We start from the raw sequence: 15475 nt of genomic DNA on the forward strand, positions 1-15475 counted from the left end.
AAGTACGGGCGAAGCATTCGGATAGAAAATCTCCGGTTTCACCGATAGGTTATTGCCCGAATGCTTCGCCCCTACAGGACGCGGGCCGATGAAGACGCAAGGTTTTGAAGCACGATTCTCTCAAAATCTTGCACCTGTTTCGCAAGAAAAGCCACAAAACCCCTATCTTGCCTACATTTCACATTTATTCAGCAAGCCCTAATTATAGCATCCATAATGGCAAAACTGAGAACATTTCTCTGAATGAAAGCGATACGTCGAATTCAAGTCCCCCTTAGAAAGAGGGATTTAGGGGGATCAAAATAAGGATTGAGCGGCTTTAATCCGAATACTTGGGTTCTTGTCTGTGAATAGTCTTTTGGCAAGAGTTCTGATAATTAAATCGAGGGATTCTGTACTCAATTTCATATCAGTTTACTGCATAACGAGAGCCAATTTTACCGAGGGCATCAACAGCACTGAAACGAACGCTATCTTCTTCATCGGAACAAACATTTACTAGATAAGGAATAACATCTTCTAGTCCAATTTCACCTAAAGCAATTGTGGCTGTGACACGAACTTTTACTTCCGTATCTTGTAGGGATTGAATGAGATAGGATATTGCTTTTTCACTACCAATTTTTCCGAGAGATTCCGCCGTGATTATCCGAATATCGGGATTAGTATCAGATAAGCAGGAAGCTAGATAAGGAATTGCGGATTCATTGCCAATTTCTCCTAAAGCTCGAATCAGATTTATGCGAACATTAAGATCATTTTCTCCTATTAAATGGGATACTAAGGTGTCGGCAAGGCTGCTATTGCCAATTTTGCCCAAGGCTTCGGCAGCTTTAGCGCGGATCTGGGGGAGAGAATCGTTGAGTTTATTCAATAAAGTATTGATGGCGATTTGGGTGTTATTAAGTTGCTGAACCATGTTATTTTTTCTCTGGGTTATTGTTATTAGGTTGCTGGGGATAATTCTGTTGGCTTCCTTGCACATTATGAGCTAAATTGCCAATGGTAGCTCCTCTTAAATCATAGGTAGTAGATGATAGGGATGCGTTTTTTTCAGAAGAAGCAGGAATATTGTGACTATCCTCTCCAAAACTGGCTATCTCTGAAAAAGTAATAGGTGTATATCTCACGATTCAGCAAGAACCTATTGGTTTAGCAGTTCTGTCATAACCCATATTTTATTCATTATTAATTAATTTTTCAAGAAGGGCATAAATATCTTTCTTATCACCTTGTTTACGAATTCCAACTCCAATAACAATAACAATAATTTGAGCTTCTTCAACACGATAGACAATCCGATATCTTTGACCAACTGCCCTAACGCTACGATATCCTTTAAGTTTACCTGAAAGGGCTTTACCTTGTTTATCCGGTTCAATTTTTAGCTTTTCAATCCGTTTGCGAATTTCTTGCTGAATGCGTTTATCGGTAATTTTAGATAAAAAGCTTAAAGCAAGAGGAATTAATTGTATTTGATATTCCATTACCAACCCAGTTGTTTTTTAGCATCTTCCCAAGTAATTCTTTGTCCTGATTGATCCTGTTGAATCGCTTCAGATAGGATTTCGGCAAACTCTTTGTCTTGTAAAATATCAAGAGTTTCTAACCAAGATTCAATTTGAGCGTAATTCAGGGCAACCATAATGGGTTGACCTTCTTTGGTAATAATAATAGGTTCGTCAGTCATTTGCTCAGACCATTCAACCAGCTTTTGTCCTGTTTCAGTAATGTTTAGATATTTAGTCATGTCAGCAATTAACAGTTATCAACTAATGATTATAGCAGTTATCGGTCAAATGAGTTACAGGGAACAAATTGGGTATAGTCAGCAATAGCACCTTTAGGCTTTATCTTTTAAAACAATCATTCTGGGATTTAGTTAAATATTTTGACTATCCTCTGCAAGCTTAGTTTCTACTGCTTTAATCATAGCTGCAAATTCCGATTGGCTGTGTAAGTCGATATTGAGATTATTCATATCTTTAAGAATGTTAGTTAGATTATCAATATTGTCCCTGATTTCATCATACAAGTTTAATGTCGCCATGATACTATTAGTGTTAACTAAATCAAGTTGTTTGTATTTTGCTTGTAGTTTTGCTTTTTCGTCTTCCCAATATTTCAGGTAGTCTATGCGCTCGAAGTCTTTATAAATTCTGGCATCTGGTAAAATAATCGGGAATATTCTTTGATAAAAGTCACCATTTCTGGCAATTTCTACTAATTCAAACATACAGTTTTCTGATTTTAAGTATCTATCGCTGATGACGGCGACGACACATTTCCCCCGTCCAATTTGCCGCATAAAGTTTTTGATGGAGTCTTTATAGCTGGTGTGGGTTTTATCCCGAATAATCTCAATTCCTTTAGCGTCAAAAGCTTGGACGAGTTGATTAGCCATTTCGTTGCTGTCTTCTTGCCAGTTGTAGGAGATGTAAACTTGTTGATTCATGGGTTGGGAGATGGGGTGATAGTATTTAAGTTTGTTTTGAATTGTGTCTAGTGCTTCTCTAACTGGAGAGAGAGTATCGCCATTATTTAATGTGACAAAATCAGGATTTTTTAGGCATTTGATAAGTTCAGTCATCGCCGCTTCTGAGCCAATTTTACCCAAAGCCTCGGCTGCCTTCCTACGAACATCTTTATTAGAGTATTCTAAAGCCTTGAGTAACCCCGGAATAGCTGTTTCCGAGCCAATCTTACCTAAAGCCTCGGCTGCGTACATACGAACAAGACTATCAGAATCTTTTAAAGCCTTGAGTAACCCCGCAATGGCTGTTTCTGAGCCAATCTTACCTAAAGCGAAGGCTGCCTTCCAACGAACATCTTTATTAGATTCTTCTAAAGCCTTGAGTAACCCCGTAATGGCTGTTTCTGAGCCAATATTACCCAAAGCTAAGGCTGCGTTCCCACGAACATCCTCATCAGAGTGTTCTAAAGCCTTGAGTAACTCCGCAATCGCTGTTTCCGAGCCAATCTTACCCAAAGCCTCGGCTGCCTTCCAACGATCATCATCATCAGAGTGTTCTAAAGCCTTGAGTAACCCCGCAATGGCTGTTTCCGAGCCAATCTTACCCAAAGCCTCGGCTGCTTTGATACGAACATATTTATTAGAGTCTTCTAAAGCCTTGAGTAACTCCGGAATGGCTGTTTCTGTGCCAATCTCAGCCAAGGCGAAGGCTGCGTTCCTACGAACAGACCAATCATCAGAGTCTTCTAAAGCCTTGAGTAACTCCTGGATGGCTGTTTCTGTGCCAATTTTACCCAAAGCCTTGGCTGCGTACATACGAACAATCGAATTAGAGTCTTTTAAAGCTTTGAGTAACCACGTAATGGCTGTTTCTGAGCCAATTTTACCCAAAGCTAAGGCTGCGTGACTACGAACATACCAATCAGAGTCTTTTAAAGCCTTGAGTAACTCCGCAATGGCTGTTTCCGAGCCAATTTTACTCAAAGCTAAGGCTGCGCGCATACGAACATCATCATCAGAGTGTTCTAAAGCCTTGAGTAACCCCGGAATAGCTGCTTCCGAGCCAATATTACTCAAAGCTAAGGCTGCGCGCATACGAACATCATCATCAGAGTGTTCTAAAGCCTTGAGTAACTCCGCAATGGCTGTTTCCGAGCCAATTTTACTCAAAGCTAAGGCTGCGCGCATACGAACATCATCATCAGAGTGTTCTAAAGCCTTGAGTAACCCCGGAATAGCTGCTTCCGAGCCAATATTACCCAAAGCCTCGGCTGCGTTCCAACGAACACCCCAATCAGAGTCTTTTAAAGCTTGACTTAACTCATTAACAACTTGATTAGACTTTGTTAATCCCAATAACTCCACCTTAAACCGTTTCGGTACATCCAACCCAAGCACTAACCCCACTGTCTGCTTTTGAAACTTAAAGTTGACTTCTCCTGCTAACCTCGCTCCTAATTTTAAATCAATCTCTAACCCTAATTTAACCACCCGTTTTGCTTGGGTTTCATTATCCAATAACCCCAACAGCAACGCCATAGGTTCCGTCCATTTGAGATAATTCAAATAGTCCCACTTTAACTGCTCATCCCTGAGATGTGGTAACTTTTTCTTTAATTCCTCAGCCGTGTAATATTCTTGAATCAGTTGATGGCGAAAAGCAATTTTATCATTACCTTCTAGGTGAATTAGATGATATTTCAGTAAATCCTTTAACCACTGCTTACTGTAATACTCTGGGAATCCTTTATTTTTAATAAATTTGCTTAATTCTTCCTCTGCTTCTGTTCGGGAAATAGCCACCTGAATCTCGGTTTTTGACTCCCCTTGGGTCATTTTCCAAGCTAACACTTGCAGCAATTCTCGCCACCAATCCCGCGATTCTTTGTAAGTAGGAACATCTGCTTTTAATTTCTTGTCATAAATTCCTGTAAAAATCTGGAAAACTAAGCCTAAATTAGCAGGAATTTTGTTCTGATTATTATCAAAAACTGAACAAAGCATCCACAAAAGCAGAGGAGTCTGGCCAAATTCCTTGAGACGATTTCCCAACTGTTTAAGCATTTCTTCGCCTTTTTCAGGCAAATAGACCTTGACAAAATCCCGCATCTGTGGTTCAGTCAGGGGGAGCATTTCCAGCTTTTTTTCAATGTTTAAGTCGTCGCTGCCTAAATCCCTTGTGGTGAAAATCATCGGAATTTCTGCATACTGCTGGCGAAAGTTTTTTAAATTCTGTCGTGCAGTATCTGAGGGCAATTCGTTGATACCATCAAATAATAATAATGGGCTAAAATTCTGATTTTCTAACAGCCAACTTTCTAGGGTATTACTATCAATAATTAATTTATGGCGTTTCAGGAATTGTAAAATTAAATCAAGAATTGAGGTTTCATACAAGCGTAATTCGATGAGAATGGGAATTTGAATGATTTTAGCCTGATTTTGTTGATTTGGGTGCAAGCTTTGCGCCCCTACAGATTCTTCTAATAATAATCTGGCTAAAGCGGTCGATTTTCCTGAACCGGGACGACCTTTTAAAAGAACGTGATTAGTTGCATACTTGCGTAAACCATCTAAAACCGTGAATCTTTCGGGTTTTTCTGGTCTTTCTGCTCTTTCTTGCGGGTTTTCTCGTTCTTTTTCAATCGTCTGCACCCACAAATCTCTTAGCAAAGGTGCAGTTTTCGACGGGCGTGTTTTTCCCTCTACGTCCGTGAGGGTGTAAAATGTCTCCCACTGGGCGTACTTTTCCGAGTCCGAGATTGATTTGAGATAGGGAGTCCAGTCAATCATTGATGCTGTCAAGTATTTAAATTACCTGTTGAGACGAGGAAAAAGGCAACCCCCCAACCCCTAGCAGGGGTAGGGTTGATTCATGAATCAACCCTACTATGAATCAACCCTACCTTGCTTATTTTTAATTGTAGGCTAAGAAGATTTGTTCATGACTTACAAGATAGAATCGGAGTTTCTGCATCCCTCTCTCCTGTCAGACAGGGAAAACCCCATCCGAATATAAACACTCACGCTGCTGTCGTACCTTGTTCCAAGCACTTTAGCGTATATCTGGCACGAGTTTTAAGAATTGTTAATTGATCTGTTTTTGCCAACAACTCATCTAACTCAGCTACTTCATCAGCGCAGAGTAAAGATTCTGCATTTCTCGTCACTAAATCATCTAAACGGGTTTGCTCTACGAGGGACAATTGACAACTTGCCAGTGCTTTTAATTCATCCACACTCAAACCAATCAAACAATCTTCATCGAGTCCTAATGAATTGGCAAATCGAGAATAGGTGTTCCAGTCTAATAAAACCCCAACTCGTTCCCCTTGCTCATTTGTTAAGTATTCTACTGGCTTGGACATATTAGAAACACTCACAATACAATATAATCCTATTTTAGTAATTAATTCCAGAAAATGCCATCGATCGCCGATAAGGTTATCTTATTTTTGTTTTCCTAATTGTTGGCTTTTCTAAAAAGTTGAAAAAGTACGAGCGAAGCATTCGGATAGAAAATCTTTGGTTTCAGCGATAGGTTATTGTCCGAATGCTGGAGGCAATTGCCGATAAGGTTATCTTATTTTTGTTTTCCTAATTGTTGGCTTTTCTAAAAAGTTGAAAAAGTACGGGCGAAGCATTCGGATAGAAAATCTCTGGTTTCAGCGATAGGTTATTGTCCGAATGCTGGAGGCAATTGCCGATAAGGTTATCTTATTTTTGTTTTCCTAATTGTTGGGGTTTCTAAAAAGTTGGTGCGTTACGGCAATATTTAGACCTTGATTTTTTCCCTAAAAACAATGGATGCCTAACGCACCCTACGTTTATTTTTGTTTTCCTAATTGTTGGGCCTTATAAAAAGTTTCTAAACTGTGACTATCCCCGACAAAACGCCAGTGCCAGGGTTCATAATTAATACCCTGGGGATTATTTTCAGGGAAAGATAACTCGAAACTATACTGGGCAGCGTTATTTTGCAACCAACGAAAAGCGGCAGTATTAGCAAAACTGCTACTTAAATTTGTGGCGGGAGCGTGACCATCGCCAATATCGATCGCATAACCGGTATGATGTTCGCTGTAACCCGGAGGTGCGCTCACTTCTGCTCGTTTGCGGGTTTGCTGATTGCGTTGTTTTTTAACTTCAAAAAAGAGCTTTTCTTGGGTTGCTTTCGATCGAAATGCGGAAATCGGCATTAAAATCACCCCCGACCTTCTCGCGTCACTCTGCATCTCGATAAAAGCCTTGGCTGCCGGTTTCCTTAAACGCATAGCACCATCCCCAGTAATGGGGGCTAATTCCGTCTCCGGAGCCTCTTGATAGGGTAAATGACCTAGAATGTTCTCAATCGGGCCAGGAGTGGCTTTAATGGGGGGGGATGGGTTAATAACCGGTTTTTTTACGGAAGCAGGGGGACGATTCAAGACTGCTATGGCAATTAGGCCGGTTCCCACCAGAGCAAGTAAACCGCTGGCGATCGCTATGAGACCATTAGGATTAGTAGTTTTTCTGTACTGGTTGTCCCGCAAAGCTTCGGGAATATCATCGATCGGTTTCACGGTTTACTTACCCTCCTGCACCATAATTACATTATTCCCCGGCCACTCCATCTTGACGAGCAGCGTGTTGAACGGCGGCGGCCACAGCCGTAACTACACGACCATCAAAAACCGAGGGAATAATATTCTCTCGATCAAGATTAGCAGGATTGATCAGAGAAGCGATCGCTTTGGCCGCTTCCAGATACATATTATCGGTGATTGCCCTAGCGCGACAGTCCAAGGCCCCGCGAAATAATCCGGGGAAAGCGAGAACATTATTAATCTGATTGGGATAATCGCTGCGTCCGGTAGCCACCACGGCCACTAAATCATTGATTAATTCCGGTTGAATTTCGGGAATCGGATTAGCCATGGCAAACACGATCGCATCTTTAGCCATTCCCTTGACCATTTCGGGAGTCAATACCCCCGGTACACTCACCCCCAAGAAGACATCAGCGCCTTTAAGAGCATCCCCTAGCTTACCACTGGCAGCCACGGCCCAAGCTTGTTTTTCTGGGGTTAAATCGTCCCGTTTTTGGGAGAGGATACCAAGGGAATCACAGAGGATTATATTTGTAGCTCCTGCGGTTTTAAAGAGAGTAGCGATGGCGATACCCGCCGCACCCGCACCATTAATGACGATTTTGACTGTATCAAGCGATTTTTTGACCAATTTGAGGGCATTAATCAGGGCAGCCAGGGAAACGATCGCTGTACCATGTTGATCATCGTGGAAAACGGGAATATTTAATTCCGCTCGCAGACGTTTCTCAATTTCAAAACAGCGGGGAGCGCCGATATCCTCTAGGTTAATACCCCCAAAAACCGGAGCGATTCTTTTGACGGTTGCGATGATTTCTTCGGGGTCTTGGGTGGCTAAACAGATGGGAAAAGCATCAATTCCGGCGAATTCCTTGAATAACATCGCTTTCCCTTCCATTACCGGCAAGGCAGCCTCTGGCCCGAGATTTCCTAATCCTAAGACCGCGCTACCATCGGTCACTACAGCGACGGTGTTACCCTTGATCGTCAATGAATACACTTGTTCGGGTTGATGGGCGATAGCGGTGCAGATGCGACCAACTCCGGGGGTGTAGGCCATGGCCAGGTCATCTTGGGAGGTGAGGGGAATACGACTTTCAATGGAGATTTTACCCCGACGATGGAGGTCGAAGGTGCGATCGGAAACTTTCAGAAGTTTAACATCCGGTAGAGCTTTAACCGCAGCGATAATCTGTTCCGCTTGGTCGGTACTAGCGGCATCAACCATCACCTCGCGGGTGCTAATCTTTAAATTGCGTTCGATCAGAGAAATTTGCCCTAAATTCCCCCCGACATCGGCGATCGCATTGAGGACAGAAGCGAAGGTTCCCGCTTGATTGGGGATTTCTATCTTGAGACTTAAACTATAGCTAGGATTGGGCGTTAAATGAACCATGCTGAAGGCTTCCAATACTGATAAATATTGATTATCTTCTATCTGTGAGGGACTTTGGTATCTAATCGTGCAGTTTCTGTAGCTATTATGATCTCTGTGGTCATAATACCGGTGAAACCGAGTGAGTCAAACTAGATTCTTTTTAAAAGGTGTGGGGTGTGGGGTGTGGGGAGAAGGTAGGAAGGCTGCATCTCAACATTTGCAAAAATACCGACAATCAGCAATTATCAGTCACTCTCAAATGCGTACAAATGTATTAATAACTGCCTGTAAGCAGCCCACCGAAAAGCTAATGCGCTCCGGGGTTTGGGGGCGGCGCCACGCCCCCAACGGGGGTTTGGGTAGGGTTGATTCATGAATCAACCCTACTATGAATCAACCCTAGGGGTTTGGGGGGTTCTACCCCCCAAAAGCTTGGATTGAGCGATAAAATCGGAAGTAAAGCCCAATTTTAAAAGAGAGTTTTCCCTTAAAAATCCCAACTTAGTAGATTGACAAAAATGAGATGCACCCTAAATATTCCACATTTGTTGATAAGCAGTTTCTAAATCTCTGGTAAATTGTTTGGCATTCCAGAGGGGAGATGTATGACGAGATTGACGTAATTGATAACGGACTTCTTCCCGCAAATTTTTATCCAATCCTAGCTTAATTCCCCACTGCACATATTCCTCATCACTCCAAGCTATACCCTGACTAATGCCAGCATTTTTCATAAAAGTATAGCTATTGCGGGCCGCAAATTGTTCACCAACCCTAGTGACTAAAGGAATCCCCATCCAGAGGGTTTCTAGGGTTGTGGTAGCACCATTATAGGGATAGGTATCGAGAACTATATCAGCAATTCCCAGATTAGCGCGATGGGTTTCCTCATTGAAATCATTGGGCAAAAATCTTAATCTATCTTGACTAATTCCCAATTCGTCGGCACTTTTGATAAATAATTCTCGAATGGTTTCTTTGTCGGCAAAACCTTTGATTAAAAGATAGCTATTAGGAACCTGTTGGAGAATCTGCAATTGGAGATAAATCATGTTTAAGGTGCGTTTTAATCCCGATTGCACGGTCAGATAAATAATAGCATCATCGGGAATATTTAAATCAGTTCTTCTCCTGGTGGGAACACCCACTTCAAAACCATCCACGGATAAATAAGAGTTAGGAAGTCGGATGATTTTTTCTGAATAAATTTCTTCAGCATTTTCGGGTAAAACGTAGTTATCGGCAATAAAATAATCAATCGCAGGGATTCCCGACGCATCTAATCCTAACCAAGTTACCTGTATCGGTGCGGGTTTTAATGCCATTACTAGATAAGTTGTATTATTAGTTAAGCTATCAAGATCCACTAAAATATCTAAGTTATCTTGACGAATTTGGGCAGTTATCTGTTCAATTTTTGCGGGCAAGTTATAGCTATAATCTGAGTTATTTATAAACCATTTTTCAGTAATTTCGTCCGCTGCTTGGTTGACACAATAGGTGTAAATTTCAAATTTATCTCGATTATGATAGTGAAATAACCAGCGACTTAACCAACCCACAGAATGACGACGAAGAGTATAGGCAATATAACCAATTTTTATTTTTCTTGCTGGAGATTTTGGAGAATAAACAGGAGCAATATAGTTATAGCGTGTTCTTACATCTGCTTGAAAAATTTCCGCTAGTTTACTTTGTAAATAGCGATTAATTTTCGGATTATCTTGATAGTAGGGAAGACAGCTACTAACTCCTAAAATAGAGTCGATAATAAAGGGACGTGCATTAAATTGTTCGGCATTAATTTGTCGCTCGATTAGTTGTGTTAATTCATCGATAAATTTAGGTAAATTTCCCCAGTCTCCCTTAGCTTGTAAAATACCAATTACCAGAGAAATTCCGAACAGCTTTTCAGTAGTTGTCTGGCAATTTTTATAAAAATTATCGGCAATTTCTAGAGCTTTTTTATAGTCAACAGTGGTGGTTTTGTAAAGATTAAACAAACTATTTTGTAGGTATAAATTATCTGGTAGAAAGCGCAAACAAAGTTCTACTAAATTAATGGCAAATCCACTTTGCTTTTGTTGATAACCATAATTTACAATTGCTGAGATAACTTTGGCCGCAATTATTTCTGGATTATTGATATGTAAGGCTGCTAATTCTAAAAAGTAGATGGTATCAGTACAGGGGTAGATTAAAACTTTTTCCGTCACTCGCAGCAGTAAATCAAGATTAATTGCTGCTGTAGCTGTATTCTCTAACAGTTCAAATACACACCAATCATTGCACTTTTCCATAGCAAATGTTTGGAATTGTATTTCTAATTCCATCAGATGCAGGAGATTATTTAAAAAACTAGGATTAAGATTTTGTAGCTGCCATCGAATTAGATAACTTGTCTCTAGTCTTTGGGAATTTTCTTGTCTGGTTGCCTCTGCATCTAAGATTTGAGTTAAAGTTTCTATCCACCCCGATAATTCTGATTCGGCTGCTTGACTCAACACCAGTAACCAAGTAGCTTGTGCGTCTTCTTCTCTATCTTGTAAAAGATAGGCTAATCCTAGATAAAAATAATCCTCAATTACCAGAGAATTGTTTTCAATTAATTGTTCATAAAACTGCACCACCAGTTGATAATTGTTGTCGTTTAAATGGGTTTGTATGTCTTGATGCCATTGCATAGTTTTTATCCGCTAAGATTGACAATAAATATTCCACATTTGCCGATAAGCAGTTTCTAAATCTCTGGTAAATTGTTTGGCATTCCAGAGGGGAGATGTATGACGAGACTTTCGGAGTTTCCAACGGACTTCTTCTCTTAAATTTTTATCCAATCCTAACTTAATTCCCCACTGCACATATTCCTCATCACTCCAAGATATACCCTCAGTTATTCCCGCATTCATCATTAAAGTATAACCGTTGCGTGATGACCATTGTTGCCCCACCTTAACCACCAGAGGAATTCCCATCCAGAGGGTTTCTAAGGTGGTTGTACCACCATTAAAGGGATAGGTGTCCAAAACCACATCAGCGATGGCTAAATTTGCCCTGTAGGTTTCCGTCTGATAGAGAGGAAGCATCTTAATTCGATTAGTTTCTACCCCAACTTCTGCGGCAATTTGACAGAATAAATCTAGGAGAGAATTATCATCAGCAACTCCTTGAATCAGGAAATAACTATTAGCTACGGATTTGAGGATTTGCATTTGTAAGCGAATCATCGCAGGATTCCGCTTAATTGCTGTTTGAGAACTTAGATAAATAACCGCATCGTTATTAATATCTAAATCTTCTCTTCGCAGGGTAGGAACGGCTATTTCAAAACCATCCACAGCGACAAAAGCATCAGGTAAACGCCAGATTTTTTCTTGATAATATTCTTGGGCATTTTCTGGTAGTACATAAGGATCCGCTAAAAGATAATCTACTGCGGGTAAACCGGAACCATCAAAACCTAACCAGTTAACTTGAATAGGAGCAGGTTTTAAGGCAATAACTTTGGCAACGATTGCCCCAGTACCACTATCCAAGTCCACCAGAATATCGATGTTATCTTCTTTAATTTTGCGATAGGTTGCTAGGGAATCAGCAGTAGCATGATAGATTTTATCTGCGGGATTAGAAAACCATTTTTTAGTTATTTCATCCACGGGTTGACTCACCATATAAAGGTGAATATCAAACTGCTCACGATTGTGATAATTAATAGTCCAACGACTCAAAAATCCTACAGGATGACGTTTTAAGGTTTGGGCAATGTAACCAATTTTCAGTTTTTTATCGGGATTATATTCTCTGGATTTGTCAAAACTTTCCTCTTGAAAACCCAGCATTTCTTTGTAAGTTTCTTGAAAAAAACTGCCAATCTGACTTAAAAGCGGTCGATTCTCTTTCGGGTTATCTTCATAGTAAGAAATCGGGTTCATAACTGTTAGTAAATTTTCTCTAACTAAGGGATGTATATCTTGGGGCTTTTTTTCTATAAATTCTTTAATTAAGTGTTTATACTCTTGACAAATACTAGGAATTTCATTCCATTTTGAGGCTCGTAAAGAACCATTAAAGAGGAGAGATTGATTAAACATTTTTAAATCAATCGTTTGACTTTTCTCTTTCAAATTATTAACTAAATTTATGGCTTTTTCATAGTCAGGTAAAGAGATATAAAACCAAAATAAATTAACTTCTAAGTACAAACTTTCGGGATAAAGGGGAAGAAAAGCTTCCGCTAAGTCAACGGAATAAATAGGTTGATATTTCTCAAAAGCAAAGCGTCCAGCAACAGTGATGACGTGATTAAGTAATTCTAGAGAATTGTCAAGATAGGGTAAACTTAACCGAACTAATTCTATGGTATATTCATGAGCATAAGGTATGACGGCAATTACTACCCGTTCCAATAATTGAGAGTTAACTGAACCCTGGGTAATTAATTCTAGTATTTGCCATTCTTGCAGTTGTTGAGGATGAAATCTATTTAATTTAATTTCAACGAGGGTTAAATGCAGTAAATTATCGAGATAACTGGGATTAATTTCCTGTAGATGTTTACGAATTAACCAACTGGTTTCTAGATTTTCTAACTCTAATTGTCGGTTAGCTTCGGCTGCTAAAATATTGCTTAATTCTAGCAGCCATGAATCAGTTTCCTGTTCATCTCCTTGAGTGAAAACAAATAACCAAGTAGCTTGTGCTTCTTCTTCTTTTGCCTGCAAAAGATAGGATAATCCTAAATACCAATAATAACTAATTTCTAGGGGTTCTTTTTCTATCAGTTCTTCGTAAAACTGACTAACAATATCGTATTGATTGTTTTCTAAAGCGGTTTTAACTTCATTGTGCCAAGACATGATTTAATTCTCCCTGATTAACTTTCACAATAGATTTGCCACATTTGACGATAGGTGCTTTCCACATCTTTAGTAAACTGACGTGCATTCCAAAGCGGTGCTGTTTGACGAGAAGCTTGCAATTGCATGGCTATTTTTTTTCTTAATTCCTCATCCATTCCTAATTTTATTCCCCACTGAATATACTCCTCATCACTCCAAGCAATACCCTCGCTAATTCCCGCATAAGTCATAAAAGTATAACTGTTACGACTGGCCCATTGTTGACCAACTTTTGTCACTACAGGAATACCCATCCAAAGAGTTTCTAGAGTAGTGGTTGCACCACTGTAGGGATAGGTATCGAGTACCACATCGGCAATTTGGAGATTAGCGCGATGAATTTCCTCCGTAGCAACTCCTGAGAGAAAGCGCAATCTATTTTCATCGATTCCTTCCTCTTTAGCAATGCTGATAAATAAATCTTTGATTAGCTTTTCACTTCCCGCACCTTTGATTAATAAATAACTGTTAGGTACTGCTTTAATAATCTGCATTTGTAAGCGAATTGTGGCAGGATTTCTTTTTAATCCCACTTGCAAAGTTAAATAAGTAACTGCGTCTGCTGGTATGTTTAAATCCTCTCGGGTTAGAGTTGGTGTCCCGATTTCAAATCCATCCACGGCAAGATAACAATTAGGTAAGCGCCAAAGCTTCTCTTGATAAAACTCCTGAGCATTTTTTTCTAAAACTAAATTATCTACAAGGAAGTAATCAATAGCAGGTATTCCCGTGGCATCTAATCCTAACCATGTTATTTGAATCGGTGCAGGTTTAATTGCCATAACTCCACAGGTGGTATCATTAGTTATACTATCTAAATCTACTAAAATATCGATGTTATCTTGATTAATTTGTTCAGCAATAATTTGGGGATTTGCTGGTAAATTATCATACTTATCCACCTTATTTTTAAACCATTGTTCCGTAATATCGTCCTCGACTTGATTGACTAGGTAGAGATGAATATTAAAGTTATCTCGTTGATGATAATGAATTAACCAGCGACTTAAAAACCCGACGGAATGTCGCCGTAAAGTATGGGCAATATAGCCAATGTTTAGTTTTTTATTGACATCTTTAGGTTTCTGAGACTCGATAGTAACTTGATTAAATCTTTTTCTAACTGCCTCTTGAAATAGTTTAGCTAACTGATTAGTTAACCAGCGATTGCCTACTAAGTCATCTTTTAAATAAGCTAAGGGAGAAGTGATAGAAATAACCTCAGCTTGATTTCTCATGGGACATTGACACCGTTCTAAATTATTTTGAATTGCTTGATAATATTCCTGAGCTTTATTGCCAATATTTAACCAATTACCTGCTAAAAGTTCCGTATAGAGCAGCAGATAAATACTATCCAGTTTTGATACTTTATCATTGGATAAATTCCTGATTTTATTGGCAGTTTCCAAGGCCAACTCAAAGTTACCAGTCTCGATATAGTATTGATGAATTTTATGCAAAAGTAGTAAGCGATCGGGTATAATATCTAGACAGCTAAGAGTCAAAATAACAGCATTAGTTTTATCGGTATAATAAATTTTTTCAATATGTTGTTCGATAATTTCCAATATTGCCGATTGTTGTGAGTCTATTTTTAAAAGGGTTATGATAATATCCAGAACTTCTTGCGCTGGCCAATCTAGAAGTCTATAGATTGTGTTTAGGAGTAAATTTATATCGAAATTTTCTAACTTGTCCGAATTAATTAAATCAACTATTTGCCAATCTTTAAGTTTTTGGGGATAAAAATATTCTAGCTTAATTTCTAACAGGACTAAATATAATAAATTTTCTAGGTTATCTGGATTTATCTGGTAGATATGCTGACGAATTACCCAGCTTAATTGCCAATTTTTTAGCTTAACTTGTCTTCGCGCTTCCCCATCCAAAATATTGACTAAATCTGCTGTCCACAGCATCACCTCCTGTTCATCCCCTTGACTGAGGACGAATAACCATGTGGTTTGTGCTTCTTCTTCCCTAGCTTCCAAAAGATAGGATAATCCTAAATACCAATAATAACTAATTTCTGTGGTTTCTCTTTCTATCAGTTCTTCGTAAAACTGACTAACAATATCGTATTGATTGTTTTCTAAAGCGGTTTTAACTTCATTTTGCCAAGACATGATTTAAT

General features: G+C 39.4%; 11 protein-coding genes. All 11 read right to left on the minus strand.

Going from position 1 to position 15475, the window contains the following annotated elements; all coding sequences use genetic code 11:
- Positions 1–409: 409 nt before the first annotated feature.
- The gene (locus IM515_RS07315) at positions 410–919 is read right to left on the minus strand and encodes a HEAT repeat domain-containing protein (RefSeq protein ID WP_287628566.1); all 510 of its coding nucleotides are present in this window, start codon (positions 917–919) and stop codon (positions 410–412) included.
- 1 nt (position 920) lies between these two features.
- Positions 921–1130, minus strand: coding sequence for a hypothetical protein (locus IM515_RS07320; RefSeq protein ID WP_287628567.1), 210 nt, complete (start codon positions 1128–1130; stop codon positions 921–923).
- Between the two features lie 48 nt (positions 1131–1178).
- A complete protein-coding gene (locus IM515_RS07325; protein ID WP_002750216.1) occupies positions 1179–1487 on the minus strand; it encodes a type II toxin-antitoxin system RelE family toxin in 309 nt (102 codons plus the stop codon).
- Complete coding sequence (locus IM515_RS07330; RefSeq protein ID WP_002750215.1) at positions 1487–1750, minus strand: type II toxin-antitoxin system Phd/YefM family antitoxin; 264 nt, start codon at positions 1748–1750, stop codon at positions 1487–1489. Before IM515_RS07330 ends, IM515_RS07325 begins: the two co-directional genes overlap by 1 nt.
- A gap of 132 nt (positions 1751–1882) precedes the next feature.
- Positions 1883–5266, minus strand: coding sequence for a HEAT repeat domain-containing protein (locus IM515_RS07335; protein ID WP_287628568.1), 3384 nt, complete (start codon positions 5264–5266; stop codon positions 1883–1885).
- 230 nt (positions 5267–5496) lie between these two features.
- Positions 5497–5841, minus strand: a complete 345-nt coding sequence (locus IM515_RS07340; protein ID WP_002754005.1) for a hypothetical protein — start codon at positions 5839–5841, stop codon at positions 5497–5499.
- Positions 5842–6300: 459 nt separating this feature from the next.
- Entirely contained in the window at positions 6301–7035 is a 735-nt protein-coding gene (locus IM515_RS07345) for a M15 family metallopeptidase (RefSeq protein ID WP_287628569.1), read from the minus strand.
- Between the two features lie 31 nt (positions 7036–7066).
- On the minus strand, positions 7067–8458 hold the full coding sequence (locus IM515_RS07350; protein ID WP_287628570.1) for an NAD-dependent malic enzyme: 1392 nt from the start codon (positions 8456–8458) through the stop codon (positions 7067–7069).
- 512 nt (positions 8459–8970) lie between these two features.
- Positions 8971–11124, minus strand: a complete 2154-nt coding sequence (locus IM515_RS07355) for an O-linked N-acetylglucosamine transferase, SPINDLY family protein (protein WP_287628571.1) — start codon at positions 11122–11124, stop codon at positions 8971–8973.
- Positions 11125–11136: 12 nt separating this feature from the next.
- The gene (locus IM515_RS07360; protein ID WP_287628572.1) at positions 11137–13296 is read right to left on the minus strand and encodes an O-linked N-acetylglucosamine transferase, SPINDLY family protein; all 2160 of its coding nucleotides are present in this window, start codon (positions 13294–13296) and stop codon (positions 11137–11139) included.
- Positions 13297–13313: 17 nt separating this feature from the next.
- Positions 13314–15467, minus strand: a complete 2154-nt coding sequence (locus IM515_RS07365) for an O-linked N-acetylglucosamine transferase, SPINDLY family protein (RefSeq protein WP_287628573.1) — start codon at positions 15465–15467, stop codon at positions 13314–13316.
- Positions 15468–15475: the final 8 nt, after the last annotated feature.

This window comes from Microcystis sp. M44BS1 (assembly GCF_020244875.1).
Lineage (GTDB): Bacteria > Cyanobacteriota > Cyanobacteriia > Cyanobacteriales > Microcystaceae > Microcystis > Microcystis panniformis.

What these genes read in the sequence shown, in the direction of transcription:
- IM515_RS07315 (WP_287628566.1), bottom strand. Translation starts at nt 919, where the DNA reads ATGGTTCAGCAACTTAATAACACCCAAATCGCCATCAATACTTTATTG.
- IM515_RS07325 (WP_002750216.1), bottom strand. Translation starts at nt 1,487, where the DNA reads ATGGAATATCAAATACAATTAATTCCTCTTGCTTTAAGCTTTTTATCT.
- IM515_RS07330 (WP_002750215.1), bottom strand. Translation starts at nt 1,750, where the DNA reads ATGACTAAATATCTAAACATTACTGAAACAGGACAAAAGCTGGTTGAA.
- IM515_RS07335 (WP_287628568.1), bottom strand. Translation starts at nt 5,266, where the DNA reads ATGATTGACTGGACTCCCTATCTCAAATCAATCTCGGACTCGGAAAAG.
- IM515_RS07340 (WP_002754005.1), bottom strand. Translation starts at nt 5,841, where the DNA reads ATGTCCAAGCCAGTAGAATACTTAACAAATGAGCAAGGGGAACGAGTT.
- IM515_RS07350 (WP_287628570.1), bottom strand. Translation starts at nt 8,458, where the DNA reads ATGGTTCATTTAACGCCCAATCCTAGCTATAGTTTAAGTCTCAAGATA.
- IM515_RS07355 (WP_287628571.1), bottom strand. Translation starts at nt 11,124, where the DNA reads ATGCAATGGCATCAAGACATACAAACCCATTTAAACGACAACAATTAT.
- IM515_RS07360 (WP_287628572.1), bottom strand. Translation starts at nt 13,296, where the DNA reads ATGTCTTGGCACAATGAAGTTAAAACCGCTTTAGAAAACAATCAATAC.
- IM515_RS07365 (WP_287628573.1), bottom strand. Translation starts at nt 15,467, where the DNA reads ATGTCTTGGCAAAATGAAGTTAAAACCGCTTTAGAAAACAATCAATAC.